Origin of the sequence: Salmonella sp. 741265073_HBA (assembly GCF_046569105.1) — a bacterium.
GTDB lineage: Bacteria > Pseudomonadota > Gammaproteobacteria > Enterobacterales > Enterobacteriaceae > Salmonella > Salmonella enterica.
On sequence record NZ_JBKFRY010000016.1, the window covers coordinates 23,355 to 47,704 of the forward strand.

Sequence of the window (24,350 nt, forward strand, 5' to 3'; positions counted from 1 at the left end):
AAGTCCGATCAGTTCGGAATAAAAGCGTTCAGCCAACGTAACGGCCACGGGAAACGATGACGGCCTTCCTGTTGCGTCGCCTGCGCGATACGCTCCTGGATAGTCTGCATCAACGTCGTTTGACCTTCGCCATCCCACACCAGATTTAACAGTAGCGGTAAGGCGTCGGTCACGTCGTCTACCGCCCAGATAGTGAACTTCTCTTCTTTAACCGCTTGCAGCAGTTCAGATTTAAGACTGAGATGGCGGACATTGGCGGCAGGGATAATCACGCCCTGTTTACCGTTTAATTCCCGCTGCTCGCAGATGGCGAAGAAACCTTCAATTTTTTCGTTTAGCCCACCCACCGGTTGAGCGCGACCAAACTGATCGACCGAGCCGGTAATCGCAATGTTTTGATTCACTGGCACATTGGCCAGCGCGCTGATGAGCGCACATAATTCCGCCATAGAGGCGCTATCGCCATCCACTTCGCTGTAGGACTGCTCAAAGGTTAACGAGGCAGAGAAGGGAATTTGTTGCTCCAGCTGCAACTCCGACATCAGGAAGGCCTGCATAATCATCATTCCCTTAGCGTGGATATTTCCGCCAAGTTCGGCCTTGCGCTCAATATCGTTAAATTCGCCATCGCCGATATGCACAACACAGCTAATTCGCGACGGTTCGCCAAAGGCGCGTGGATGTCCGGGAAACTCAATGACGGAAAGCGCATTGATTTGTCCAACACGTTCGCCTTCGGTTTCAATCAGGATCTGCTCTTGCAGAATCTCATCCTGCATCCGTTCCGCCAGAAAGCCTTCTCGCCATTCGCGTCGGGCAAGCATCAGACTGAGCGCTTCTGCGCCGCAGGTATCGCCTTCGCATAAAGGCGATGCCTCCTTAAACTGGCGGGCTATCCACAGTGGGCAAAGAGGCAGCGTATCCTGTTCGCCGGTATAGCGCACAGCCTCGCGTATCAGGACGGGCCAGGCGTCTGGTGCCGGAGGGGGCAAATTATCGCGTAAAGCGATACGCGTCACCCATTGACACCATAGGGTCATAGCTTCTGCGTCCGCTATCTGTAAATTGTCTTCAAATTCACTGTAGATAGCCTGTTCCGCGAGCTCCGGTTCCATTTCCTGAAAATCAGCCAGTGATTCACGTTCGCCAACCAGAATCACCTTCAGTTTGAGCGGCATTGATGGCACGGAGACCGGTAATGGACGCGACTCGTCAAACGCCACCCAGTCAAAACGCTCGCGGCTAACGATGGCTTTCAGACGCATCCATAGCAACGGCTGCGCCAGAAGGGTTCGTAAGGAAATAATCAGCACGCCGCCGTTCGCCTGATGAACCAGTCCCGGCTGCAGGGTAATGTCGCCGTTATACTGCCGCAGGCAACCAAAGAGCTGTTCGGCTTCGACCCAGTCCGCGCTGACGACTTGTGTGACGGTGGCAAAGTTGTCTTGCGCATTCTGCGCGGCGCGGTAATGAACAGTATGCCCGGAAACGTCATAATGTCCGCCGGTTAATTGTCCGGCATCGGTTTGCAGAGCGCGGACGGCATCTGAAAGTAAAGTGAGATACTCTTGCTCTTCAGGCGCTTTAGTCAGCATAAAAGAGGATGAACTCCACGGCTGAATAAGCTGCTCAAGCGCAAATTGCAGTCGTGGCTGAGTATCACTGAGTAAGGTGTCGTTTTCGTCAGTCGCGTGTGGCTGTGCAAATATCTCCTGATAGCTTTCGCTATCCGGAACCAGATCACGCCATGCAAGTTTCGTAATGGTCAAAGTTGAGGTTTTTTAGTCTGTTGTAAAAGGGGGGATTATAGCCTAACCCGTCACGCTGCACACGCGGAAAGCGAATGCAAAGTAATATGAAGACGTGTAACCATTCACAGGTTCGAGATTCTTTTCTTCAGATGGCTAAAAAACTGATATTCTGATAACAGTTACACGGTAACATTGGGATCACAATGAAATATCAACAACTTGAAAATCTTGAAAGCGGTTGGAAATGGAAATATCTGGTGAAAAAGCACCGCGAAGGGGAGTTGATCACCCGCTACGTGGAAGCCAGTGCTGCCCAGGAAGCCGTCAATTTGTTGTTGGCCCTCGAAAATGAACCGGTGCGGGTAAATGTCTGGATAGACAGGCATATGAATCCTGCCTTGCTTAATCGGATGAAACAAACCATTCGGGCAAGACGCAAACGACACTTCAATGCGGAACATCAGCATACGCGCAAAAAATCTATCGATTTAGAGTTTATGGTCTGGCAGCGTCTGGCGGGCCTTGCGCAGCGACGCGGTAAAACATTATCCGAAACGATTGTGCAACTGATAGAAGACGCGGAGCATAAAGAGAAATATGCCACGCAAATGACCACGTTAAAGCAGGATTTACAGGCGTTATTAGGCAAGAAGTAACGCTGAAAGGCGTTGTCACCCAGACCAGAGCAAAAAACCCCGCGACGCGGGGTTTTTTATCAGACGGAAACTTAAGCCTGCGGCTGAGTTACCACGTCTTTAACGCCTTTAACTTCGATCTCTACGCGACGATCCGGAGCCAGGCAATCGATCAGGGCAGCGCGAGGTTTCACGTTGTCACAGGTGTTGCCGGTAACCGGGTTAGATTCGCCCATACCACGTGCGGAGATTTTGTCAGACGGAATACCTTTGGAGATCAGGTAATCAACAACAGACTGAGCACGTTTCTCGGACAGACCCTGGTTGTAAGCGTCAGAACCGATACGGTCAGTGAAGCCCAGAACGACGACGGAACCGTCTTTCGGATCCAGGTTGCTCAGCTGGCTGTACAGCTGATCCAGAGCCTGCTGGCCTTCTGGTTTCAGAGTTGCTTTGTTGAAGTTGAACAGTACGTCAGACTTCAGAGTGAAGTGCTTGGTCTGTACTTCCGGAGCCGGAGCCGGTGCCGGAGCTACTACCGGAGCAGCTTCTTGCTGGCCGAAACGGTAGGAAACACCTACGCTCAGCAGGCCGTTGTCCGGACGGGTGCCGATGGTGTTGGCATCACCGATGTTGTTAGTCCACTGGTATTCCAGACGGGTTGCGATTTCAGGGGTGATGGCATACTCGATACCGCCCGCGAATACCGGGGAAACGCCGGTGTCGTGGTCTTTAGTAGACGCGCCGCCAGGGACGTTAGACTTGGTGTCTGCACGCCATACCATACCACCCAGACGGGTATAAACGTCCAGATCGTCAGTGATTGGATAACCCAGTTTAGCGGTCAACTGAACGCCCTGAGCTTTATAAGCGCCATTGATGTTGTCGCCTTTGTACGGCATACGGCCTAACCAGTCGTAGCCCATTTCAAAGCCAACGTACGGGTTAACCTGGTAACCACCAAAAGCACCTGCGCCCAGTTGGTTTTCATGAGTCGGGCCATCATTGTTAATGAAGCCGGTGTCATGGTACTGAGACCAGCCCAGTTTAGCACCAGCGTACCAGGTGTTATCTTTCGGAGCGGCCTGCGCTACGGTAGCGAAACCAGCCAGTGCCACTGCAATCGCGATAGCTGTCTTTTTCATTTTTTGCGCCTCGTTATCATCCAAAATACGCCATGAATATCTCCAACGAGATAACACGGTTAAATCCTTCACCGGGGGATCTGCTCAATAGTTACTCTACCGATATCTACGGCTTATGCTGAGCACCCCTGGCGATGTAAAGTCTACAACGTAGTTGGAAACTTACAAGTGTGAACTCCGTCAGACATGTGAAAAAAACATGCTGGATATACACATCATTTAACAGTTTCAGATGATAAATCGTACAGCAAAAATTGCGGAAACCGCTTCTGGCAAGCTTTCTCGCAAAAAAAACGTTACCACTCAAAGGAGATGCGTTCGCGTAAAAAAAAGTCCAGGATAAATCCTAATTTTACTTAATGATACAAATTAGAGTGAATTTTTAGCCCGGAATGTTGTCTCCTGGGTAAAGCGTGCGCACGTACAGGGCGCATGATAAACCCTACCGCATTACCTACCTTCGCTGCTTCAACCAGGCTGGCATGTTCTTCTTCTGTCAGTTCTTCAGTCAACCAACCAATTACCACGCTGTAATTTCCTGTACGCAAAGCGCGGATCATCGACTCCAGCGTATGACGAGGCGCAAGCTGGCTAATTTGCATCACTTTCGTTAATGGCAAACCTGAAGACTGTACCCATTCACGGCTGAGCTTTTGCTGCGGCGTGAGCCAGAGCTGCCAGCGTGATTGTTGGCCTAACTGACGGAGTAAAGGCAAAAGCAGGAGTTGCGCCATCATGGGCTGGTCTTCGTGGTAGACAACTTCACTGACCAGTCCTGCCGCGGCATTTTCCGTAGCGGTGCGCGCAGCGTTGTGGGTAGTGGTAGGAAATGACGAAGAACGATTTGCATAACCTGAAGTGTACATAATCAATCCAGCCCTGTGAGTCACTGTATATTCATACAGTACCCCTGTGGCGATGAAAGATCAACTCTATTTTCGGAAACTGTCTCGCAATTTTTATTCTTAGTGGCGTCAAAAATAAAAATCATCTTGCTCGCGGAGTATAAGTTGCCTATTTTCGTCATTAACGGATCCGTTACTGCAAATCATTCTTTTACTTTATGATTTAAAAGGAATTTTATGAGAGCACTCTCTTATGACAGGATCTATAAATCGCAAGAATATTTGGCCTCTTTGGGGACGATCCAGTATCGATCTTTATTCGGTAGCTATAGTCTGACCGTGGAGGATACCGTCTTTGCGATGGTGGCTAATGGCGAGCTTTATCTCCGCGCCTGTGAAGAAAGCGTACCCTACTGTGTGAAGCATCCTCCCGCCTGGCTCATGTTTATGAAGTGTGGACGTCCCGTTATGCTCAACTATTACCGGGTGGATGAAAGCCTGTGGCGCGATCAGCAGCAGCTGGTACGTTTATCGAAGTATTCGCTTGACGCGGCAATGAAGGAAAAACACAGCCGTATTTTACAACACAGGCTCAAAGATCTCCCCAATATGACCTTCCATCTGGAAACATTGCTCAATGAGTCAGGGATAAAGGACGAAAATATGTTACGCATACTGGGCGCGAAAATGTGCTGGCTAAGGTTGCGACAAAGCAATCCCTTGCTGACGGTGAAAGTTTTGTATGCCCTGGAAGGCGCAATTGTCGGCGTACATGAAGCGGCGCTCCCGGCGAGTCGTCGCCAGGAGCTTGCCGACTGGGCTCATTCGCTTACGGCTGGGTAATTAATGTAGAAGTCGGCGGTGAAATTTGCCGTTGCAAGCGTCCAATCTCGGGCAGTAAGGCAATGAGCAAACCAATTTGTTGAACAACCAGCGGTTCTTTGCTGTCCGGACGTGTTTCCAGCGACTGAACTCGCTGCTTTAAACCCTCCAGCGCCTGGTGTACGCGCTGTTCGTCTTCAGGTTGATGATGAAGCGCATCATCAACGTAGCAGACCGCGTCATCCAGAAGCCCCAACACGTCCGGATTACTGAGCTTTTCGCGGTGCGCGCCGAGGGCGGAGATATAGCTGGTAAAAGTGTGATTGAGGCAAAGCAGCCTGAACGCCGCCTCCCGGGTTTCAGCCGTGACGTCGGGTTCGCTCGACATATTAGAAACCACGGATGCCAGTTCTGCATCGCGGTTGTGCGCGTCGCGTCTGGCAATGCGATAGGCCAGGCGGTTATCCCGTCCCTGGTGATATTGCTCAAGGATCGCATCAAGGTAGCGGCAATTAGCATCGGTGGCGCGCTGGAGTACCCGGGGAAGGTTGCGAAAGCGCCAGTCCGGCCAAATAAAGCTGACCGCAGCCCAGGCGATAGCGCAGCCAATTAACGTGTCGACGACGCGCGGTAACGCTACCTCAAAGCCTTCGCCCAGGAGGTTAAAGCAGAGTAATACCAGCAAGGTGATGAACATCGTCGCATGGGCATACTGTACATTACGGAATGCGAAGAAAAGCACGCCGGTAATCACCAGCAGAACTAACTGTCCTTCAAGCGAAGGGACAAACCATAAAATCGGCAGGCCGATAGCAACGCCTACCAACGTACCGATAATCCGGAGCGCAAGGCGATGGCGGGTCGCGTTATAGTTAGGCTGACAAACGAACAGGCTGGTGAGCAATATCCAGTACCCGTGGCGCATCCCGGTAATTTGGATGAGAGCATAACCGATGCACAATACCAGCGACATGCGTACCGCATGGCGAAAGAGAGCGGACTCCGGGGTAAAATTACGGCTCAGACGCAGCCAGATGTCGCTAAACCCGTGCAGGCTATCATCAGCCAACTGGTTTTCTGACTCATTGCGCGGCATTGCCTGGGCCTGCTCCGACTCGATCGTCGCCAGTTGCGCATCAATGGCGCGTAGGTTGGTTAATAAGAACCCAAGCGTATTTAACAGCTCTAAAGAAGCGCCGCTGGCGCGCATACGTTCAAGCGCGGCGTCAATGTGGGTAAAGGCGCGTTCAAAACGCGGATCATGCTGGTACGGCGTACGCAGTAAGATACAGCGCGCCAGCTGCGTACAGGCCTGCGCCTGCATCGACATCAGACGCTGAAAGCGGAACATGACGTCGCTATGGCGAAAATAATCGCGCAGCGTCTGGTATTGAATATGCGAAGAACTGGCGCGTTCATGAATATCCTGCGCCACAAAATAGTAATGGAGGGTGCGGCGCGTACCGCGTTGACCGCGATCGCCGCGCAGGCGAGTCAACAACGACACTTTCGTTTGGTTCAGCGTCGCCATTAACTGCCCGTTCGCTAACGCTAAATCATAGAGCGGCGCCTGGCTTTCATCTTCAATATCAGGATCAAACAGACGTGATTTCAGTTCCAGATAGTGCGCTAACTGTTCGTAACTGCGTGCCAGATTATCCTGCAACGGACGGATCGGAAATAGCAGATGCCCGGTTAGCGTCAGTAGGTTATACCATACTGCGCCTGCCAGCAGGAGTAGAGGTTGCTGATACCAGTGATCGTATAAAGAGGTACCCAGCATCGTATAGATGGCAATGAGTAACGCGCCGAACGCGATGGTGGCATAGCGTTGCCCTAATCCTCCCAACAGAATAAATCCGCTGGTGGATAACGTTAAGCCCAACGCAAATAGCCACGGCCAGGGAAAGAGCAGCTCCACAGAAGCCGATGCGATAAAAAAGCAAATTAAGGTAATGATTAAATTACGCAAGCGTCCGGCAAGGCGGTCGTCGAGATCGGTTAGCGCCGCGGCAACCATACCGAGCGTGAGCGGGATGGTAAGTTTGACGTCGCCCAGCCACCAGGGCAGGGCAGTGGTGCCGCACAGAGCGATAAAAATGCGGATGTAATACAGCCAGGTACTGTTCCAGGTATAACGGCGAATCAACGGACTTAACATAAAGGCTATTTGTCCCGATCATTCAAAACGGCGGCGCGCGTTAGCTTCTCGCGCGGCGCGAGCGGTTTCTACAGAGACGACGCGGCGACCGACAGGCCAAAGCGCAATCGCGGCAATTTTAAAGTTCGCAATACCGACAGGTATCCCGATGATAGTGACACACTGCGCGATACCGGAGGCAATGTGCATCAGGCATAGCCACCAGCCGAAAAAAAGTAACCAGAAAATATTCAGCAAGGTACCGCCAGTATTCATTAATACGCTTTTCGCCGCCGGATTAAGTTCGTCAACGTGAATGGCTTCATTACCGTAAGGGAACAGGGACAGTTTGGTTATCTCCCAGCAGGAGCGGGTCAGCGGCAGGGTAAAAATAAGCACAATACTGACCAGCGTCGCCAGCAGCCAGGCCAGCGTAGTGGCAAAGCCGCCCAGTACAAAGTTTAAAATATTCAGAACGGTACGCATAAACCCTCAGTTCATTCCGGTTTTCTATCACTGCGGGCAATTGTAACGTTTTTTTAGACTGGAGCACGTTTTCTCTGGCGGTTACACTGATAAGCACATCTTTACGTCTGGATTCGCTGAGTCATGGAACTGAAAGCAACTTCTCTTGGAAAACGTCTGGCGCAACACCCGTATGATCGTGCCGTGATCCTCAACGCTGGGGTGAAAGTGTCTGGCGACAGGCATGAATATCTTATTCCATTCAATCAGTTATTGGCGATTCACTGCAAACGTGGGCTGGTATGGGGCGAGCTGGAGTTTGTCCTCCCGGAGGATAAAGTCGTGCGTTTGCACGGTACCGAGTGGTCGGAAACCCAGCAATTCCATCGCTATCTGGACGCGCACTGGCGTCGCTGGAGCCAGGAGATGAGTGATGTCGCCGCGCAGGCATTACAGGAGCAATGGGCGCGTATTAGTGAGCGAACGGGCGAAAACCAATGGCTTACCCGTGAACGCGTTCGGGGGCTGGAACATGAAATTCGCCAGACGTTTGCCGCCTTGCCGCTGCCGGTCTCACGTCTGGAGGAGTTTGCTCACTGTCGCGAGATATGGCGTAAGTGTCTGGCATGGTTACAGGATAGCGAGGGAAGTCGGCAGCAGCATAATCAGGCGTATGCTGATGCCATGCTGGAAGCGCATGCCGACTTTTTTACGCAGATAGAATCCTCTCCGCTTAATCCTTCCCAGGCCAGGGCGGTGGTTAACGGCGAATCATCGTTACTGGTACTGGCGGGCGCGGGAAGCGGCAAGACCTCGGTGCTGGTGGCGCGCGCGGGTTGGTTGTTGGCGCGCGGACAAGCCGATGCGGGGCAAATTCTTTTACTGGCGTTTGGTCGCAAGGCGGCAGAGGAGATGGATGAGCGTATCCGCGAGCGCTTACATACGGAAGAGATTACTGCTCGTACGTTCCATTCGCTGGCGCTGTATATTATTCAGCAAGGCAGTAAAAAAGCGCCGGTTGTCAGTAAGCTGGAAAGTGACGCCACCGCGCGGCATCAGCTATTTCTGCACACCTGGCGTCAGCAGTGTAGCGAGAAAAAAGCGCAGGCCAAAGGCTGGCGTCAGTGGCTGGAAGAGGAGATGCAGTGGGCGGTGCCGGAAGGTAATTTCTGGGACGATGAGACATTGCAGCGGCGTCTGGCCCCTCGCCTGGATCGTTGGGTCAGTTTGATGCGTATGTACGGCGGCGCGCAGGCAGAAATGATCGCTGGCGCGCCAGAGGAGTGCCGCGAGCTGTTTGGCAAACGCATTAAGCTGATGGCGCCGCTGCTAAAGGCCTGGAAAAGCGCGTTGAAAGCGGAAAATGCCGTTGATTTCTCCGGGCTGATCCATCAGGCAATGGTGATTCTCGAAAAAGGGCGTTTTATCAGCCCGTGGAAGCATATTCTGGTCGATGAATTTCAGGATATTTCCCCGCAACGGGCGGCGCTGTTAGAGGCGCTACGCAAGCAGAATAGCCAGACTACGCTGTTTGCCGTGGGCGATGACTGGCAGGCGATTTACCGTTTTAGCGGGGCGCAGCTCTCCTTAACGACGGCGTTTCATCAGACGTTCGGCGAGGGCGAGCATTGCCACCTGGACACCACGTACCGTTTTAACAGTCGGATTGGCGATATTGCCAATCGCTTTGTACAGCAGAATCCGCACCAGCTTAAAAAACCGTTAAATAGTCTGACCCCAGGCGATAAAAAAGCGGTGACGTTATTGGATGAAAGCCAGTTGGACGCGTTACTGGATAAATTATCCGGCTATGCGAAGGAGGATGAACGTATCCTGGTGCTGGCGCGCTATCACCATCTGAAACCCGCGAGTCTACAAAAAGCGGCGACTCGCTGGCCAAAGTTACAGATAGATTTCATGACTATCCATGCCAGCAAAGGCCAACAGGCCGATTACGTGATTCTTGTCGGATTGCAGGAGGGTAACGACGGTTTCCCCGCCCCGGCGCGAGAGTCCATTATGGAAAGTGCGCTTCTTCCTCAGGTTGAGGATTTTCCGGACGCTGAAGAGCGGCGGTTGTTATATGTGGCGTTGACGCGCGCGCGTGCGCGGGTCTGGCTGCTTTTTAATAAAGATAATCCCTCGCGCTTTGTGGAGGCGCTTAAACAGCTGGATGTGCCGGTGGCGAGGAAGCCCTAAAGCGCGGGCGGTACAGCATCCCGCCCGCGTAGCGGTTATTTCAGGCGCTCGGCCAGATAACGCGCATAATCCGGAATAAGAATATCTACAGCGTCATTAAAATGCGGGGACTGGATGATAAAGTCCGCCGTTGAGACGTTAGTGGCGACAGGGATATTCCATACGGTGGCCAGACGCAGTAGCGCTTTGACATCGGGGTCGTGCGGTACCGCGTTAAGCGGGTCCCAGAAGAAAATCAACACGTCGATTTTCCCTTCTGAAATGAGCGCGCCAACCTGCTGGTCGCCGCCCATCGGGCCGCTCAGCATCGCATTAACGTCCATACCGGTTGCGCGCTGGATCAGATTCCCCGTGGTGCCGGTTGCATAAAGAACGTGTTTTTCCAGCAACGGCTGATGGCGTTCCACCCAGTTCATTAACATCTGTTTGCAGTGGTCGTGAGCAACCAACGCGATATGTTTGCGCGTCGGCAAGGTGCGAGTCGTCAGTTCCATAATTCGATTCCGTAGTTAACCTGTCTACAGATTACTGGAAGCGCTTGATGCTGCAAGAGAAAGACAAAAAAATTGCGCGCTGGGGCAACTCATATCAAGAGGGCGGCTGTTTTTCCGCCCATTGCAGAAAATGATGGCGTGTCTGCGGGTCGGCCAGTCGGAACCAATATTTCAGCCGCTGTTCTGTCAGAGTTTGTGATTGCGGCGGTACGGTATCAAGCTCTGAGACGTCGGAAAGTAATGTGCTGTCGTCTGCCATCATCGTGGCGAACTGAGGAAGCGAGGCGCGTTTCGCCGATTTATTATAACGCTCGGTCTCTATTTCATAATCGACCACTTTAGCCGTAGAAGTAATGGCCAGAATATCGAGTTTTACCGGAATGGGCATGGCGTCGCCGTCCAAAAGCGCCAGACGCGGCGCCGCGTTAAAATGCGAGGCTTCGCGCTCGTTTTCCAGCCGCGGGAGCTGGAAATTGACCTGACTTATCAGTTGGGTATCGAAACTTATCACCAGCGGCGGAGAAATATAAAGCCGCTCTTCATTACCGGACAGGCGGATGGTTTTTTCCACCCGGAAAACGAGTTGATGCGGCCCGTTTTCCAGTTCGATGCTCTCTGCGCCGCGTAATAAAGAGCTGGACACCTTTTTGCCGTCCAGCACCAGCAGATCAACCTCATTAGACAAACGGAGCGTTGTGGCAAAAACAGTCACCGGCAAACAGAGAGCAAGGAAGGTGGTTAGCGCGCCGGTTTTCATAAGGTTCTCCTGTCCAAAGGCCGTCTGGCTAATAATGTATCGAAATTTTTCTTAGATCATGTTTACTAACATATAGACATATTTTGGCGTTTTGCTCTCATACATCGGTATGGGATGAATGGTTGCTATGTCAGGTTTGTCGTACACTTTGCAAAACAGCCAGGAGAAAGATGATGAAAGAGACCGATATTGCTGATGTATTGACGTCCACTCGCACTATCGCGCTGGTAGGTGCGAGCGATAAACCCGATCGTCCAAGTTATCGGGTAATGAAATACCTGCTTGAACAGGGCTACCATGTGATTCCGGTTGCGCCAAAAGTCGCGGGTAAGACATTGCTGGGGCAACAGGGGTATGCCACGCTGGCGGACATTCCCGAAAAAGTCGATATGGTGGATGTTTTTCGCAACTCTGAAGCTGCATGGGGCGTCGCACAGGAAGCTATCGCCATCGGCGCAAAAACGCTGTGGCTACAGCTTGGCGTGATCAACGAGCAGGCGGCGGTACTGGCGCGGGATGCAGGCATGACCGTGGTGATGGATCGCTGCCCGGCGATTGAGATCCCTCGCCTGGGGCTGGCGAAATAAAAGTTTAAATGGCCGGATATCGCTCTCCGGCCTTTTAAATACAATCAGTTACGTAGTCGCGGCGCCTGAAGCTGCTTGCGAATGGTACGCGCCAGTTCATCCATCGATGGCTGTTCTGGATGCTCGTCCCGCATTTCGCTTCGCAACTGGGCCTCGGCCAGATAAGTATGCACTGGCTGACCATCATCATCTTCCATTACCACGTGGTACCACGGAGCGGCGCGAAGTTCGTCGTTAACCGCCAGTTCATCAGGCGACGGTTCATCAAGCGAATATTCCGGGTCGATATCGACGACCACTCCGAGGTAACCTAACAGGGAATGGCGGACCTGTTGGCCGATACCGAATTTGCTGGCTATCATAGTCACCTCCCGGGAAATAGATACCCTTTATATGAGGATACTATTCCACTTTTCAAGTTACATGACGCGACAGGCAAACCCTTTCAGATACAGCCCTTCCGGGTAGGTGGCGATCACCGGGTGATCGGCGGCCTGACGGAACTGCTCTATAAATTGTACATCACGACCGGCATCTATTGCGGCATCGGCAATGATTTTCTGAAATAAATCGCTGGTCATCAGTCCGGAGCAAGAGAATGTCAGCAGTATGCCGCCCGGATTGAGCAGTTGAATCGCTAACATGTTAATGTCTTTATAGCCCCGACAGGCACCCATTAACTGGCTTTTATTTTCGACGAATTTGGGCGGGTCCATGATGATGACGTCGAATTTTTCGCCGTGTTCACGGTAAGCGCGCAGCAACTTAAACACGTCATCGCGCACGAATTCGGCTTTGCTCAAGTCCAGTTGGTTCAGTTCAACGTTTTGCCTGGCGATATCCAGCGCATCCTGTGAGGTATCCACGCTGACAACCTGGCGACAACCGCCCATTAATGCCGACACGGCAAAACCGCCGGTATAAGAGAAGCAGTTCAGTACCCGCTGATTTTCCACGTAGCGGCGCGTCGCCAGACGACTGTCGCGCTGATCAAGATAATAACCGGTTTTGTGGCCGCCCTGGATATCGACCAGTAATTTCATACCGTGTTCTTCAATTGGCAGAAGCGCAGGCGGCAGTTCGCCAGTGACCGGGCCTTGCGTCAGCGCCATCCCTTCTTTTTTCCGCACGGCGACGTCGCTGCGATCGTAAATAGCGCAATCCGGATAGCATGTTTGCAGAGCGCTAATTAATGCGGCGCGTTGATATTCGGCCCCGGCGCTGAGCAGTTGCAGCACCAAAAAATGACCAAAACGATCGATAGTGACGCCAGGCAGGCCATCGGACTCACCGGCGATCAGACGATAGCTATCCAGGCCGTCTTTTTTCGCCAGCCAGTCGCGCCACTGCTGCGCCTGGCGCAGGCGGCGGGTGAAAAACGCAATATCAATGGATTCTGCTTTATCAAATGTCCAGACGCGCGCGCGGATCTGAGATGCTGGCGACCAGGCGCCGCGTGCTAACCACTTTCCCTGATGGTCGACGATATCGATAGTTTCACCGAGGTTGGCTTTGCCTTCCAGACGGGATACGGCGCCGGAAAAGACCCATGGGTGGCGGCGGAGTAAAGATTTTTCTCGCCCTTTGCTGAGGACTAAACGGGGATATTGCGGAAATGTAGATTCAGTCATGCGGAGTAACCTCTCACAAACAGTGACGCGAGCCGGATAATAGCTCCAGCCAGGGACCGTGAAAACGAAATGGCGCGTAGGGTAGCACAGATAAGAGGGGCAATCATCAGCGTATGGTGGTGAGCGTTTCTGCACAAAATAGAATCGTAAAGGCACAGTTTCTTCAGCGGGCGCTTTTTATAGTGTTATTTCTTTATATGAAGAAGGAAATACAATGAAAACAGTCTTCTCTTTGACCGCAGCCGCAATGATGGCATTGAGTGGCAGCGTATCTGCCGCATCGGCGTTTAGCCTCAGTAGCGCGGATATTCCGGCGGATTTTCGTTTAACGCAACAGCACGTCTTTAAAGGATTTGGTTGTAGCGGAGAAAATATTTCGCCGCAGCTGAGCTGGCGCAATCCGCCTGCCGGAACCAAAAGCTACGCTATTACCGTCTTCGATCCTGATGCGCCCACCGGAAGCGGCTGGTGGCACTGGACGATGGTGAATATTCCTGCGCAGATTCACGACCTGCCGACGGGAGCTGATAAAAAAACGTTACCCGCTGGAGTGGTGCAGGGACGGAATGATTTCGGTTATGCTGGCTTTGGCGGCGCCTGTCCGCCGCCGGGCGATAAGCCTCATCGCTACCAGTTTACTGTGTGGGCGCTGAATACGGCAACACTGCCGCTCGACAGTGAGTCGAGTGGCGCGTTGGTAGGGTTTATGCTTAACGCGCATGTGATTGCGAAAGCAAAATTCACGGCCACACACGGAAGGTAAAACAGAGGACGGCACGGTGCAGGAGATGCATATTCGACATCAGGATCTTACGACGGCAGAGGTGCGTTCCAGTCATCTGCACCGTTTGCATCGTGTTACGCTTTTTTCCGCCGCTATCTGCCATATTACGCAGGGCAGTAAAGTCATCATTCAGGATGATAGCCGCCTTGTCGCCGGGCCGGGCGAGTTGATCATTATCCCGGCGAACACGCCGCTGGAGATTATTAATCAGCCTGCGCAGAACGGTTTTCGCTCCGACCTGTTGTTACTTTCACCGGAGATTATTGCTCGCTTTAAAACGATGTACGTTCAGGATTATCCACCGGCAAACCTGACATCGCTGTGTACGCCGATGAGCCGTAGCCTGACATTTATGTGGGAGAACGTGTTGGATGCTGTGCGCCAGGGGTTGCCCGTTGGGCTACAGGAACATCAGGCGATGGGGTTACTGTTAGCGCTTTTGCATGATGGCGCGGCGGGACCACTGCTTATTGAACGGCGTTACACCCTCACGGAGCAGGTGCGGCAACTGATTATGCTCTCGCCTGCTAAGCTATGGACAGCCCAGGAGATAGCCCGCCGTCTTGCTATGGGAACATCGACGCTGCGTCGGCGTTTGCAGCGCGAATCGCAGAGTTATCGACAAATTGTTGAAGAGGTGCGCATGTCCTGCGCGCTTTCTCAACTGCAATCGACGACGCTGCCGATCGGAGAAATAGCGCTACGGTGCGGTTACCTGTCGGGGTCGAGATTTACGGCCAGATTCCGCCAACATTATGGGTGTCTGCCCAGTCAGGTACGTTAAGTATGTCCTGTATGCGTCTTCACCGTTGATTATGAAAGGAGAACCATCATGTCGAACGTCTGCATTATCGCCTGGGTTTATGGTCGCGTTCAGGGAGTCGGGTTTCGCTATACCACGCAGCATGAGGCGCAGCGGCTGGGGTTAACCGGCTATGCGAAGAATATGGATGACGGAAGCGTAGAAGTAGTGGCCTGTGGCGACGCGGCGCAGGTGGAAAAACTCATCAAGTGGCTGAAAGAGGGCGGGCCGCGCTCTGCTCGTGTGGACAAAATCCTCACTGAACCGCACAGCCCTCGCGAGATGCTAACAGGCTTCAGTATTCGGTATTAAATACACTTTACCGGTTTGGGCAGACCGGCGATTTTGGTCGCTTGCTTTGCCGGGCCTTTCGGGAACAGACGATACAGATAACGGCTGTTGCCTTTTTCTTCGCCGAACTTATTCGCCATCGCTTTTACCAGCATTCGGATGGCGGGAGAGGTATTAAACTCCAGGTAAAATTCGCGCACGAAGCGCACGACTTCCCAGTGTTCCGCAGAGAGCTCAATGCCTTCATTGGCGGCGATAGCGACTGCCAGCGCTTCACTCCACTGCGTCGTCTCTTTCAGATAGCCTTCGCTATCAGTACTGATTTCTTTACCTTCAAAGATCAACATAACGTTTCACTGCGTAATCAACACGGACGGCAGTGTAGCAAAAAATAAAGCCCTGCATAAGCAGGGCTGGAAGAGGGGAATGTCGATTAGTCGCGGCTGGCGAAGCCCAGAATGCTGAGCAGGCTGACAAAGATGTTGTACAGCGAAACGTACAGACTGACGGTCGCACGAATATAGTTGGTTTCACCGCCGTGAATGATGTTACTGGTTTCATACAGGATAGCGCCCGAGGAAATCAGGATAAACACCGCGCTAATCGCCAGGTGCAATGCAGGCAGTTGCAGGAAAATATTCGCCACCATACCAATCAGCACGACGACGATCCCGGCCATTAACATACCGCCCAGGAAAGACATATCCTTACGGGTGGTCAGAACGTAAGCGGAGCAGCAGAAAAATACTAACGCGGTCCCACCCAGCGCCAGGCCAATGACATCGCCCATGCCTGCTGACAGATAGGCGTTAAGAATTGGGCCCAGGATATAGCCGAGGAAGCCGGTAAACGCAAAAGCAGACAGGATACCGACCGGCTTATTGGCGGTTTTATAGGTCAGGAACATCAGCCCATACATACCGACCAGCGTCAGAATCAGGCCGGGGGAGGGCAGCATCAGTACCGTACTGGCTGTCGCGGTAATTGCGGAGAAAGCCAGCGTCAGGCTCAACAGAAAATAGGTGTTGCGCAGTACTTTGTGCGTACTCAGTAGCGAGCTACGATCACGCGATGATGTAATGATACGATCCATTAGTCACTCTCTTATGACAGATGTAATTAATAAAGGAGAATAATAAAAACAGTCACTGTCACCCAGTGGTTTTACCCATCTTTACGCATTCGTTTACGTTTAGTTTCCTTAAGAGATTTCAGGTGATTACCGTCGTTAAAACGGTCTGCTCATGTCTGGCGCTACGCCATAAAACAGGCGGCAGCGCCAACCACGCGCTACCGATAAAAAATTGATAATCACAGCGATAAAACAGTGGGGACGATCAACACGTATTAAGCCAGTTTTTGTGTTGAAGAAATGGTCAATGTGCCGCTATTTCAGGCAATTAACGAAATTTTGCCTGTTTTTCACGCAAACGAACACATTCGGTCTTTACATGACGCACCGGGATGTTTATAGTGCGCCTCATTCCGGAAGTGTGGCCGAGCGGTTGAAGGCACCGGTCTTGAAAACCGGCGACCCGAAAGGGTTCCAGAGTTCGAATCTCTGCGCTTCCGCCAGATTAAACAAGGGGTTACCGAAAGGTAACCCCTTTGTTGTCTATGGAAAACCCCCAGCTAGGCTGGGGGTTCCGGAAAGCTTTCAGCTTTAAGCCAGTTATTAAAACCCCTTTTGATTTGTTAAAACATCTTGCGGTCTGGCAACTGCAAAAGTTCAACAAGAAATCAAAAGGGGGTCCCAATGGGGGACGAAAAGAGCTTAGCGCACACCCGATGGAACTGTAAATATCACATAGTTTTCGCGCCCAAATACCGAAGACAAGCGTTCTATGGAGAGAAGCGTAGGGCAGTAGGCAGCATATTAAGAAAATTGTGTGAATGGAAAAACGTACGAATCCTGGAAGCGGAATGTTGTGCAGATCATATTCACATGCTTCTGGAGATCCCGCCGAAGATGAGTGTGTCGAGCTTCATGGGATATCTGAAGGGTAAAAGTAGTCTGATGCTTTACGAGCAGTTTGGGGATCTAAAATTCAAATACAGGAACAGAGAGTTCTGGTGCAGAGGGTACTATGTCGATACGGTGGGTAAGAACACGGCGAAGATACAGGACTACATAAAGCACCAGCTTGAAGAGGATAAAATGGGTGAGCAATTATCGATCCCTTATCCGGGCAGCCCGTTTACGGGCCGTAAGTAACGAAGTTTGATGCAAATGTCAGATCGTATGCGCCTGTTAGGGCGCGGCTGGTAAGAGAGCCTTACAGGCGCATCTGAAAAACCTCCGGCTATGCCGGAGGATATTTATTTTTTTGGGCGCTTAGAATATAGTTAGAAAATACTGCCAGAACATTTCCCGAAAAAACGGACTACGTGGGTCTTTAGTTTCTTTTCGTTTCCTGATGTGTCTATTTATTGAAGATGTAGACCATTCTGGGAGGTGAAGGATGCCCCATCTCTTTCAGAATAATGTTGGTATATTCGACAACAGGGCCTCTTGGATGATTTTCTTCTTTATCCTGAAGATGGGTCAGTGCATGTACAACTTCATGAATAAATGAACGTTTTGTGTCAAAAAGTTGTCTTCCTTCGTTACTTTCATAATGTTCGGTATATGAATCATCAGAATCGTCCAGATTGAGACAAATAACTTTCCTGCCTTCTGAAAGTTTGAAGTGTTCCTGAGCCACGGTAGTTTCAAAGGCTTCGCCTGCCCCCAGTAGCCAGCGCTGCTCCACATCATGTAGTTCTTTTTCATATGCGTAATTCATCAGTCTGCGGAATGTTTCGCTTTGGGTATACGCATTTTGAAGTACGGAGGATAGTTCATCGTAGCATTCGTCATAAGTGTCGTCATCAATTTCTGTATCAGGGTCTATTCCACCCGCGCCTGAGATAAGGTACTCCACCACACACTCTGGCTCCAGACGGAATTCACTGTTTATGGCAAGGCTGTCATGAGCAAGGCGTAGCCGTGAGGGGTTTGGTGCATGTTCGGGAATATCGGGGAAAACAGGTGTATCTGCGGTATTTAATCCATATGTGGATACTCCACTTTGAGGTATTAATCTGTAGGTGACCGGAAGCATAACTTCTTATTCCCTGACTACAATTATGAATTATTTAAATTAAATAATAATAGTGTTTTTAGTTAATGTGCCATATACAGATAACGCTATGATTCAGACAAAACCAACAAGTAATACGCTGAAAATGTTATTTATAATGAAACTTAGGGGCGGGGTTTATGTAATAAAACAAGGGGGGCTTCTGTTTGAATACTCCTTGTTTATAAAATCCCTTTATCTCGACTAAAATATCGGATGGGGAAAAAGCGTTTTATCATTGTAATCCGGGAGTGGAGTAGGGGTATGTTGACTACCTGTCAGATCGGCTCCTGTTAATGATTTCGCTAAAGTTAGAGCTATCTTATCTAATTTCGCACCATTTAGTTTGGTGTCAGTTAAGTCTGAGCCGAATAGAATTGCAGCGGTTAAGTTTACACCGGACATGTTAGCGCAAGTCAGGTCTGCGTGAGTTAGGTTTGCTTTAGTCATGTTTGAACCCATTAGATTTACAGCGTGTAGATTTGCACAACACAAAATTGCACCGACTAAATTTACATTAGAAAGATTTGTTTCACGGAAATCTGCATTAGAAGCATCTATTTTTGACAAATCTTCCCCCTGGAAATCTTTATGAGCCAGGTTTACTCCGCGCAGGTTCAGAAAACCATTCTCGGTTATAAGTGAATCAGGCTGTTGTATATTATGTTTACTCATCAGCTTTAACATTCGACATACATTCCAAAATCTCTCGCTATCAACGTTATCCGTTACAGTTTTTCCATTTTTGTTCACTTCAATAATGACCATGGGATCCGTATTTTCGGATGCTGCTCCACATGACAGACATATAGTACACCCGTTGACATCCTCAAGAAATATTTTATTACCATCGAAGAAAGCATCTTTATTTACATATAATAATGATGTGGTCAGTTTTCCAATTACCTCCTGAAAGCATCTTTCATTGCTTCTTCTTACTCCACCACAGGTAAAAAAATTGACAAACCATTCCAGTATACCGCGTGGTGAAGTTGCACTTTTCATTGCTTCTTTCGTACCGGTACCGGCCGCATGCAAATATCTTAATATATTTTCTGGGGACGCGTTAGTTATTGGCATTTTGATTCCTTCTTATGGAAGTGAGTCGATTCCTTATAGGTGTGAGTCAAGTCACATTTATACAAGGAATAATAAAAAAAGATATAAGGTGATTTTTGTATTTAGAGCTTTGGTTGGGTATGAGTAGGTGTCTGGCATCTGACAAGAGGCGATGATATCTGCCATAACGGTGAAGCAGAAGTAATATCACCCGTGAATAATAAGATTATCCTTACTATTGACTTCCTTCATTTCCAGCATAGCTTACGCTTCATCATCAATGAATAAACAATTAAGTTTGTTGAGCGAAAATTTACCTAAAGAAAAAATAATAAGCCTTAATATTTTTTTGCAGTATTTCAACTTATAGCAGAATAAATGTGCGTAGATGGCGTAAAAACCTGACGAGCAGAAATACTTACACACTAAAAATGCTCCCGCAAACAGAGCAAAATGAGAGAGGAACGTTTGCCCCTTACATTTCCACCAAAGATTCTGGTTTTGTCTCTTGTAAAGGGCATACGTATCGCGTTTTATCTCATTAAGAAAGTATGTTGACGTATTAAATTATGCATAATGCTCTTTCAATTGCTTCACGTTTGAAATGAATAATTCAAAACCAGTGAGCGCCTCTTCTTCGGTACTGGTTTGCGGCAAGCGATAAAGCGCCACTAAAGCAGTATTGTCTGCGTCAGCGCCGATAGTGACGGCGCTGGTGTAGTTAAGACGTAAAAAATGCTGCAAAGTCAGGATGTCGTCAGGCAGTGGCATAAAGGGACAGCACATTTCCAGTGTATGATCGGATTCATTAAAATAAACCTGTATCCCATCATCAATGATAAGCAGTGGCTCATCTTCTGGCGCATCCAGGCCTAACGCGTCATATAAACGATTTAATAAATTTTCCATATAGTTACCTCAAGACTCAAGATGTGATTAATGAAGAAATGCCTTTTACTGACTGCCAAATATTTTCATCCCCAACTCGTTTTTGATAGGAAAGATTGAGCACCTCTGGCGATAAATTTTTCATTACTTTGTTTCCCGCTCCACCCGTATTTTGTTTCTGAATCTCCAGGTTACCGCTATTCAGTAATACTTTTTGGAAAATTTTCTGCCCACCGCTATCCGGAAGACTGCCAGGAGTATTTAACATATGGGTCTGATGGAAAGAAATGAGCTCTCGCTTGATTTCTGAATCCATCATCCCTGTACGATCTTTGCCGCTTTTACAATTCCAGGCGGGTACCGCGCCAATTTCATGGGCTAACATGGCAAGGCGTTGTGCGAGTTTATAGGGTTCGCCGCCATCTTTATGATGTTGGTTATTTTTCCAGATATCCTTAATCTGGCGCGCTAATGTATTTACGACCTCATAATTATCCGGGTATTGCGCCAGCCATTCGCCAACCCAGCCACCTGGTCTGGCTTCAGGGCGTAAATCATTGCCTAATAACTGATGTAGCGCTTCGGCATTATATCTATCCGATGCTTTAAGGCCAAAGCCGAGCTTGAGCGCCAGCTCATTAACACCCACATTAAATGCGGCGACGTCCGGTTTTATTTTTACCGTCTGTAGATCGCCATCTTTATTGCGGATTTTTAAATGAATCATTTTTCCCGGCTGGGTCAACGATTGCCATGCGCGCATTTGATCCTCGACCATCGTTCCCTCTTTGCCGAAAATATTCGACGCGGTGAGTAACCCGACGGATACCAGTTTCAGGCTTACCGCTTCGCCCGCTAAGGCTCTGTTAAGCAACTCAGGTTTACTAAAAAGTGCCGCAGTTAATACTTCTTTGGCTTTGTTTTCAGCGCCGACCTGACGCAGAAGCGGATCTTTTTCATGATAGGGGGAAAGCACGCCATGACGTATCCCGCAAAAGAGCGTTTTATCTTTACCGTCCTCATGCACACTCACCGTGGACATCCACAAATTGTTGGCGTGATGAATATTCCTGGTATCCCAACTGCATACGCCCTTTCCCTGATAAGCACTGGGAAAGATATCTTTTGCGCCAATTTTCATCTCTGCGGCAGGGAGCTGCGTGTTGGTATAGTGATGCCCGTTATGCGTGAGTGTATTTTTTATGGTTTGCCAGGGCTGGTTATTAAGCTGCTTGACCTGAGCATCTCTAAACGCTACTGCCGCAAAGCGATGAGCTTCTTTTGCAGGTAGGCCATTTTGCTGCTGAGTGCGTGCTGCAATAAGTTCGATAAGATTTTTCTTCAATGCTTTTGCCGCGGCTTCTTCTTGTTTTGTTGCTGGCCGGTCCGCTTTAACTTTGGCTAACTCCATTTGGTTTGCCATTGACGTTAGAACCGGGTCTTGTTTACCCAGAACGGTTGCCGCGACGGTAAGAAGATCGCGCTGTAAGTTATAGAGGTTATGCAGCGAGTGGTTAGACGTCTTCTGATGCTGTAGATAATTCCCCCATGTCGCGCCGGGTTCTCGCAGGACAATAATTTCCGGGCGAACGTCGGGCGCTTTAGCCGGCGCTTTGCCCTGGCCTGAGAGAATCTGCATTCCATTGTATAAGGTTTTTTGTAGGCTTTTAAAAGCCTCCTGGGTTTTTAGTGAAGCTGAGTGATAGAAGCTCTGTATTTGCATAGCGTTTTTAATATTCCTGAATAGGGGAGTGGGAACATTCAACAGGGTTAACAACCCTTTAAAAGGATGTGACTTTTATGCACCAGGAACTTTAAAAAAATGTCCTTTTTAATGAGGAAACGCTTCTGATCAGGCGGGGAGGTGTCCTGACGTCCATACGTAGTGGCGATCATGGGGGGAGAACGGCACATCAAATGTTCATAAAATCTACAAACTTCACAATTTAGGGCACAACTTTTATTGAAAACCCACCTTCTTGACTCAGATCAAATTCACCGATTTACTCCTGCGTAAAGTAACGGCGTTACATCAAATGTTATACAGGTGTGTGTATGCCAGCAAAGCCCCGGACAAGTAAGACCGTGACGAAGAATATTCGTTTTTCCTATTCCATGCTTGAACAGATAGAATTCGCGTTGAAATCTGAGAAGACGCGGAATTTTTCAGCATGGGTAAAAGAGGCCTGTCGGGAAAAGTTATGTAACACGGGACATAAGCTGTAGTTATCGTCTTATGTAAGAGGGGGCGGCCATTTTGAAAAGAACAACGTGCTTATATACCTCCTGGGTTTTTGCCGCTTTTATCTCTTTGCTGATATTTGCCTGGAGTGTCATAAACTATCCTCTCTATGAATCTATAATAATTATTGTCTTTTATATCTGGCTAATTCTGGTGCCGCTTTATCTTATTGTGTATGAGTGGCTAATAGATTGTCATTAAATTTATGGTTGCGTACTTGAAAAGTGATATTTCATATCTGTGCGGTAAGTCATTGTCGTAATAATATTATTGGTCAGGCGACGGGCGAGCGTCTGCGCATTTTGCATCGTTTTATCTTCAAAATTTTGCAGTAAGCGTTGCGCTTCTTTCGGATGCGACGCATATAATCTCAGATAGCTCTGTTCCATCTTATACTGCTGCTTAGCTGTTTGCTGTTCAAATGTTTTCCAGGCGTGTTGCACATCTGGCGCAAACGCATTGTAGTCCTGCATAACCAGCGTTTGCAGCGTGCGGAATGTCCAGTAGGTAGAGTCGTTGCTCGCCCGATCGGTTCCTTTATCATCTCCGGGTTGATAATGACGCATTCCCTGATAATAGGGGAGATAGACGCTAAGAGATGGCATTCCATAGGCGATGTATTCTACGTTGCCGATAGCCTGCGGTAATTTCGGTCTGACCTGTAAAATATGTGACTCCTGGGTACGAAAAACGGATATAGGTCGCCATGGTTCTTGTGGATTATGACTGGCATAAGGGTCGTGCGACGTTCCCTGATAGTGATTGCGTAACGCGTTTTTTACTGCCGCCACGCTAATTTTCGTTATTGGCGTTAAAAAAACAGGAAATGTTTTCCCTTCGCTAACGACCGTATCCAGATGCGGATTAAACTGGTGTTGTAGCGTCCAGACGCGCGGATAATTATAGGTGGTATCGTTTTTGTTATCCTGCGAATAGGCTTGATGAAAGTCGAATTCGCCGCGGGCCGGATCATATAATCCCTGCTTTTTCGCAAAGCTTACTAACGTTGGTGACGCCATATAATTCGCGTTATCATTCGGATCGTAATGGCGTAAACGTCCCTGATTGGCGGAAACGAAATAGCTATCTGCCGGAAGTCGTACTGCCAGCCATTGATGACCGCTTCCCGTCTCCAGATACCATATCTCTTTGCTATCAATAAACGCGACGCCGAAACCTTCGCCCGCGCCTTTTTGTTCAATAATGTCGCCCAGTAATTTGGCGCCCTGACGCGCCGATTGCGCCACTGGCAGGATCACGGACTCAATGGCGTCTTCCGTGATTCCCGTTTTTGTCACGTAAGGATCGGCAGCCAGCGCCGCTCTGCCATTGTAAATGGTTTCCGTTGCGCTCATTCCGACGCCCGCCGAATTGAAACCGGCTTCACCCATGGCGTTATCGTTAGTATCAAAGTCATGAATCGCCGTATAGCGCATCGCTGTCTCCGGAAGCGGCCAGCTAAAATTGTTCCGATGTGCTTTATACTCGCCTTGTTGATGAAACGCGACGGGATGAATAACCTTATGCTTGGCGTTATTTGCCGAGCCATCCTCGTTACGCGCGATAATGAAGGAGCCATCAGCCGAAGCCTGATTGCCTACCAAAAGGGTAGTACAGGCGATGACTTTACCCATACCCAGCAGCGTAACGGCGAATGCAAGATACTTTTTCATAAAGGTTCCCACTGAATA

26 protein-coding genes, 1 tRNA gene and 1 pseudogene are annotated in these 24,350 nt (G+C 49.6%); 11 read left to right on the forward strand and 17 right to left on the reverse strand.

Annotation, left to right across the window (positions count from 1 at the left end):
• Window positions 1–8 precede the first annotated feature (8 nt).
• On the reverse strand, window positions 9–1,769 hold the full coding sequence (locus ACLD3P_RS18725) for a Lon protease family protein (RefSeq protein ID WP_000156458.1): 1,761 nt from the start codon (window positions 1,767–1,769) through the stop codon (window positions 9–11).
• A gap of 185 nt (window positions 1,770–1,954) precedes the next feature.
• On the opposite strand from ACLD3P_RS18725, the gene matP reads away from it, so the two are divergent.
• Window positions 1,955–2,407, forward strand: a complete 453-nt coding sequence (gene matP / locus ACLD3P_RS18730) for a macrodomain Ter protein MatP (protein WP_000877172.1) — start codon at window positions 1,955–1,957, stop codon at window positions 2,405–2,407.
• A 71-nt stretch (window positions 2,408–2,478) separates the two neighbouring features.
• Here the strand turns inward: matP and ompA are convergent, their stop codons facing one another.
• Complete coding sequence (gene ompA, locus ACLD3P_RS18735; RefSeq protein ID WP_001562588.1) at window positions 2,479–3,531, reverse strand: porin OmpA; 1,053 nt, start codon at window positions 3,529–3,531, stop codon at window positions 2,479–2,481.
• A 356-nt stretch (window positions 3,532–3,887) separates the two neighbouring features.
• Window positions 3,888–4,397, reverse strand: a complete 510-nt coding sequence (sulA, locus tag ACLD3P_RS18740) for an SOS-induced cell division inhibitor SulA (RefSeq protein ID WP_000288730.1) — start codon at window positions 4,395–4,397, stop codon at window positions 3,888–3,890.
• 216 nt (window positions 4,398–4,613) lie between these two features.
• Between sulA and ACLD3P_RS18745 the strand changes: the two genes are divergently transcribed.
• A complete protein-coding gene (locus tag ACLD3P_RS18745) occupies window positions 4,614–5,219 on the forward strand; it encodes a TfoX/Sxy family DNA transformation protein (RefSeq protein ID WP_001202375.1) in 606 nt (201 codons plus the stop codon).
• Here ACLD3P_RS18745 and yccS read toward each other — a convergent pair.
• Window positions 5,206–7,359, reverse strand: coding sequence for a YccS family putative transporter (yccS, locus tag ACLD3P_RS18750; protein ID WP_000950879.1), 2,154 nt, complete (start codon window positions 7,357–7,359; stop codon window positions 5,206–5,208). The genes ACLD3P_RS18745 and yccS overlap by 14 nt on opposite strands.
• An 18-nt stretch (window positions 7,360–7,377) precedes the next feature.
• Complete coding sequence (locus ACLD3P_RS18755) at window positions 7,378–7,824, reverse strand: YccF domain-containing protein (RefSeq protein WP_001261222.1); 447 nt, start codon at window positions 7,822–7,824, stop codon at window positions 7,378–7,380.
• Between the two features lie 123 nt (window positions 7,825–7,947).
• Between ACLD3P_RS18755 and helD the strand changes: the two genes are divergently transcribed.
• Complete coding sequence (gene helD, locus ACLD3P_RS18760; RefSeq protein WP_411006564.1) at window positions 7,948–10,002, forward strand: DNA helicase IV; 2,055 nt, start codon at window positions 7,948–7,950, stop codon at window positions 10,000–10,002.
• Between the two features lie 35 nt (window positions 10,003–10,037).
• Here helD and mgsA read toward each other — a convergent pair whose 3' ends face one another.
• Both mgsA and ACLD3P_RS18770 read right to left on the reverse strand, forming a co-directional pair.
• Window positions 10,038–10,496, reverse strand: coding sequence for a methylglyoxal synthase (gene mgsA, locus ACLD3P_RS18765; RefSeq protein WP_000424187.1), 459 nt, complete (start codon window positions 10,494–10,496; stop codon window positions 10,038–10,040).
• Between the two features lie 94 nt (window positions 10,497–10,590).
• Window positions 10,591–11,253: a DUF2057 family protein gene (locus ACLD3P_RS18770; protein WP_000847736.1), complete on the reverse strand. Its 663-nt coding sequence runs from the start codon at window positions 11,251–11,253 to the stop codon at window positions 10,591–10,593.
• A gap of 173 nt (window positions 11,254–11,426) precedes the next feature.
• On the opposite strand from ACLD3P_RS18770, the gene ACLD3P_RS18775 reads away from it, so the two are divergent.
• On the forward strand, window positions 11,427–11,840 hold the full coding sequence (locus tag ACLD3P_RS18775; RefSeq protein ID WP_001537782.1) for a CoA-binding protein: 414 nt from the start codon (window positions 11,427–11,429) through the stop codon (window positions 11,838–11,840).
• A gap of 44 nt (window positions 11,841–11,884) precedes the next feature.
• Here ACLD3P_RS18775 and hspQ read toward each other — a convergent pair whose 3' ends face one another.
• Both hspQ and rlmI read right to left on the reverse strand, forming a co-directional pair.
• Window positions 11,885–12,202: a heat shock protein HspQ gene (gene hspQ, locus ACLD3P_RS18780; RefSeq protein WP_000561983.1), complete on the reverse strand. Its 318-nt coding sequence runs from the start codon at window positions 12,200–12,202 to the stop codon at window positions 11,885–11,887.
• Window positions 12,203–12,259: 57 nt separating this feature from the next.
• Complete coding sequence (gene rlmI, locus ACLD3P_RS18785) at window positions 12,260–13,471, reverse strand: 23S rRNA (cytosine(1962)-C(5))-methyltransferase RlmI (RefSeq protein ID WP_000140480.1); 1,212 nt, start codon at window positions 13,469–13,471, stop codon at window positions 12,260–12,262.
• Between the two features lie 214 nt (window positions 13,472–13,685).
• On the opposite strand from rlmI, the gene ACLD3P_RS18790 reads away from it, so the two are divergent.
• The 3 genes from ACLD3P_RS18790 to yccX are packed head-to-tail and all read left to right on the forward strand — an operon-like array spanning window position 13,686 to window position 15,369.
• A complete protein-coding gene (locus tag ACLD3P_RS18790) occupies window positions 13,686–14,234 on the forward strand; it encodes a YbhB/YbcL family Raf kinase inhibitor-like protein (protein WP_316987890.1) in 549 nt (182 codons plus the stop codon).
• 25 nt (window positions 14,235–14,259) lie between these two features.
• On the forward strand, window positions 14,260–15,039 hold the full coding sequence (locus ACLD3P_RS18795; protein WP_000548082.1) for a helix-turn-helix transcriptional regulator: 780 nt from the start codon (window positions 14,260–14,262) through the stop codon (window positions 15,037–15,039).
• A gap of 48 nt (window positions 15,040–15,087) precedes the next feature.
• A complete protein-coding gene (yccX, locus tag ACLD3P_RS18800; protein ID WP_247249522.1) occupies window positions 15,088–15,369 on the forward strand; it encodes an acylphosphatase in 282 nt (93 codons plus the stop codon).
• On the opposite strand, the gene tusE is transcribed toward yccX, so the two are convergent.
• Together tusE and yccA are read right to left on the reverse strand one after the other, a co-directional pair.
• A complete protein-coding gene (gene tusE, locus ACLD3P_RS18805) occupies window positions 15,366–15,695 on the reverse strand; it encodes a sulfurtransferase TusE (RefSeq protein ID WP_000904446.1) in 330 nt (109 codons plus the stop codon). The two genes, yccX and tusE, sit on opposite strands and share 4 nt — an antisense overlap.
• Before the next feature lie 86 nt (window positions 15,696–15,781).
• Complete coding sequence (gene yccA / locus ACLD3P_RS18810) at window positions 15,782–16,441, reverse strand: FtsH protease modulator YccA (RefSeq protein ID WP_000374046.1); 660 nt, start codon at window positions 16,439–16,441, stop codon at window positions 15,782–15,784.
• Between the two features lie 394 nt (window positions 16,442–16,835).
• On the opposite strand from yccA, the gene ACLD3P_RS18815 reads away from it, so the two are divergent.
• Window positions 16,836–16,923: transfer RNA gene (locus tag ACLD3P_RS18815), tRNA-Ser, on the forward strand.
• Between the two features lie 181 nt (window positions 16,924–17,104).
• On the forward strand, window positions 17,105–17,563 hold the full coding sequence (gene tnpA, locus ACLD3P_RS18820) for an IS200/IS605-like element IS200F family transposase (protein ID WP_000502119.1): 459 nt from the start codon (window positions 17,105–17,107) through the stop codon (window positions 17,561–17,563).
• Between the two features lie 208 nt (window positions 17,564–17,771).
• On the opposite strand, the gene pipA is transcribed toward tnpA, so the two are convergent.
• Together pipA and pipB are read right to left on the reverse strand one after the other, a co-directional pair.
• A complete protein-coding gene (pipA, locus tag ACLD3P_RS18825; RefSeq protein WP_000938182.1) occupies window positions 17,772–18,452 on the reverse strand; it encodes a type III secretion system effector protease PipA in 681 nt (226 codons plus the stop codon).
• Between the two features lie 222 nt (window positions 18,453–18,674).
• A complete protein-coding gene (gene pipB / locus ACLD3P_RS18830) occupies window positions 18,675–19,550 on the reverse strand; it encodes an SPI-2 type III secretion system effector PipB (RefSeq protein WP_411006656.1) in 876 nt (291 codons plus the stop codon).
• A 217-nt stretch (window positions 19,551–19,767) separates the two neighbouring features.
• Between pipB and ACLD3P_RS18835 the strand changes: the two are divergent.
• A pseudogene (locus tag ACLD3P_RS18835) lies at window positions 19,768–20,087 on the forward strand (hypothetical protein).
• Window positions 20,088–20,096: 9 nt separating this feature from the next.
• Here the strand turns inward: ACLD3P_RS18835 and sigE are convergent.
• Both sigE and sopB read right to left on the reverse strand, forming a co-directional pair.
• A complete protein-coding gene (gene sigE / locus ACLD3P_RS18840) occupies window positions 20,097–20,438 on the reverse strand; it encodes a type III secretion system chaperone SigE (RefSeq protein WP_076726376.1) in 342 nt (113 codons plus the stop codon).
• Window positions 20,439–20,454: 16 nt separating this feature from the next.
• Entirely contained in the window at window positions 20,455–22,140 is a 1,686-nt protein-coding gene (sopB, locus tag ACLD3P_RS18845; RefSeq protein WP_411006657.1) for an SPI-1 type III secretion system effector inositol phosphate phosphatase SopB, read from the reverse strand.
• Window positions 22,141–22,472: 332 nt separating this feature from the next.
• Here sopB and ACLD3P_RS18850 point away from each other — a divergent pair, with 332 nt between their 5' ends.
• Complete coding sequence (locus ACLD3P_RS18850; protein WP_001111006.1) at window positions 22,473–22,643, forward strand: YlcI/YnfO family protein; 171 nt, start codon at window positions 22,473–22,475, stop codon at window positions 22,641–22,643.
• On the opposite strand, the gene ACLD3P_RS18855 is transcribed toward ACLD3P_RS18850, so the two are convergent.
• The gene (locus ACLD3P_RS18855) at window positions 22,644–22,754 is read right to left on the reverse strand and encodes a hypothetical protein (RefSeq protein ID WP_001579221.1); all 111 of its coding nucleotides are present in this window, start codon (window positions 22,752–22,754) and stop codon (window positions 22,644–22,646) included.
• Between the two features lie 108 nt (window positions 22,755–22,862).
• Window positions 22,863–24,332 carry a C69 family dipeptidase gene (locus ACLD3P_RS18860; protein WP_020898652.1) on the reverse strand — a complete coding sequence of 490 codons (1,470 nt, stop codon included), beginning with the start codon at window positions 24,330–24,332 and terminating at the stop codon, window positions 22,863–22,865.
• Between the last annotated feature and the right edge of the window lie 18 nt (window positions 24,333–24,350).

Coding starts and splice junctions, on each gene's coding strand:
- matP (WP_000877172.1), top strand. CDS start 1,955: ATGAAATATCAACAACTTGAAAATCTTGAAAGCGGTTGGAAATGGAAA.
- ompA (WP_001562588.1), bottom strand. CDS start 3,531: ATGAAAAAGACAGCTATCGCGATTGCAGTGGCACTGGCTGGTTTCGCT.
- sulA (WP_000288730.1), bottom strand. CDS start 4,397: ATGTACACTTCAGGTTATGCAAATCGTTCTTCGTCATTTCCTACCACT.
- ACLD3P_RS18745 (WP_001202375.1), top strand. CDS start 4,614: ATGAGAGCACTCTCTTATGACAGGATCTATAAATCGCAAGAATATTTG.
- yccS (WP_000950879.1), bottom strand. CDS start 7,359: ATGTTAAGTCCGTTGATTCGCCGTTATACCTGGAACAGTACCTGGCTG.
- ACLD3P_RS18755 (WP_001261222.1), bottom strand. CDS start 7,824: ATGCGTACCGTTCTGAATATTTTAAACTTTGTACTGGGCGGCTTTGCC.
- helD (WP_411006564.1), top strand. CDS start 7,948: ATGGAACTGAAAGCAACTTCTCTTGGAAAACGTCTGGCGCAACACCCG.
- mgsA (WP_000424187.1), bottom strand. CDS start 10,496: ATGGAACTGACGACTCGCACCTTGCCGACGCGCAAACATATCGCGTTG.
- ACLD3P_RS18770 (WP_000847736.1), bottom strand. CDS start 11,253: ATGAAAACCGGCGCGCTAACCACCTTCCTTGCTCTCTGTTTGCCGGTG.
- ACLD3P_RS18775 (WP_001537782.1), top strand. CDS start 11,427: ATGAAAGAGACCGATATTGCTGATGTATTGACGTCCACTCGCACTATC.
- hspQ (WP_000561983.1), bottom strand. CDS start 12,202: ATGATAGCCAGCAAATTCGGTATCGGCCAACAGGTCCGCCATTCCCTG.
- rlmI (WP_000140480.1), bottom strand. CDS start 13,471: ATGACTGAATCTACATTTCCGCAATATCCCCGTTTAGTCCTCAGCAAA.
- ACLD3P_RS18790 (WP_316987890.1), top strand. CDS start 13,686: ATGAAAACAGTCTTCTCTTTGACCGCAGCCGCAATGATGGCATTGAGT.
- ACLD3P_RS18795 (WP_000548082.1), top strand. CDS start 14,260: ATGCATATTCGACATCAGGATCTTACGACGGCAGAGGTGCGTTCCAGT.
- yccX (WP_247249522.1), top strand. CDS start 15,088: ATGTCGAACGTCTGCATTATCGCCTGGGTTTATGGTCGCGTTCAGGGA.
- tusE (WP_000904446.1), bottom strand. CDS start 15,695: ATGTTGATCTTTGAAGGTAAAGAAATCAGTACTGATAGCGAAGGCTAT.
- yccA (WP_000374046.1), bottom strand. CDS start 16,441: ATGGATCGTATCATTACATCATCGCGTGATCGTAGCTCGCTACTGAGT.
- tnpA (WP_000502119.1), top strand. CDS start 17,105: ATGGGGGACGAAAAGAGCTTAGCGCACACCCGATGGAACTGTAAATAT.
- pipA (WP_000938182.1), bottom strand. CDS start 18,452: ATGCTTCCGGTCACCTACAGATTAATACCTCAAAGTGGAGTATCCACA.
- pipB (WP_411006656.1), bottom strand. CDS start 19,550: ATGCCAATAACTAACGCGTCCCCAGAAAATATATTAAGATATTTGCAT.
- sigE (WP_076726376.1), bottom strand. CDS start 20,438: ATGGAAAATTTATTAAATCGTTTATATGACGCGTTAGGCCTGGATGCG.
- sopB (WP_411006657.1), bottom strand. CDS start 22,140: ATGCAAATACAGAGCTTCTATCACTCAGCTTCACTAAAAACCCAGGAG.
- ACLD3P_RS18850 (WP_001111006.1), top strand. CDS start 22,473: ATGCCAGCAAAGCCCCGGACAAGTAAGACCGTGACGAAGAATATTCGT.
- ACLD3P_RS18855 (WP_001579221.1), bottom strand. CDS start 22,754: ATGACACTCCAGGCAAATATCAGCAAAGAGATAAAAGCGGCAAAAACC.
- ACLD3P_RS18860 (WP_020898652.1), bottom strand. CDS start 24,332: ATGAAAAAGTATCTTGCATTCGCCGTTACGCTGCTGGGTATGGGTAAA.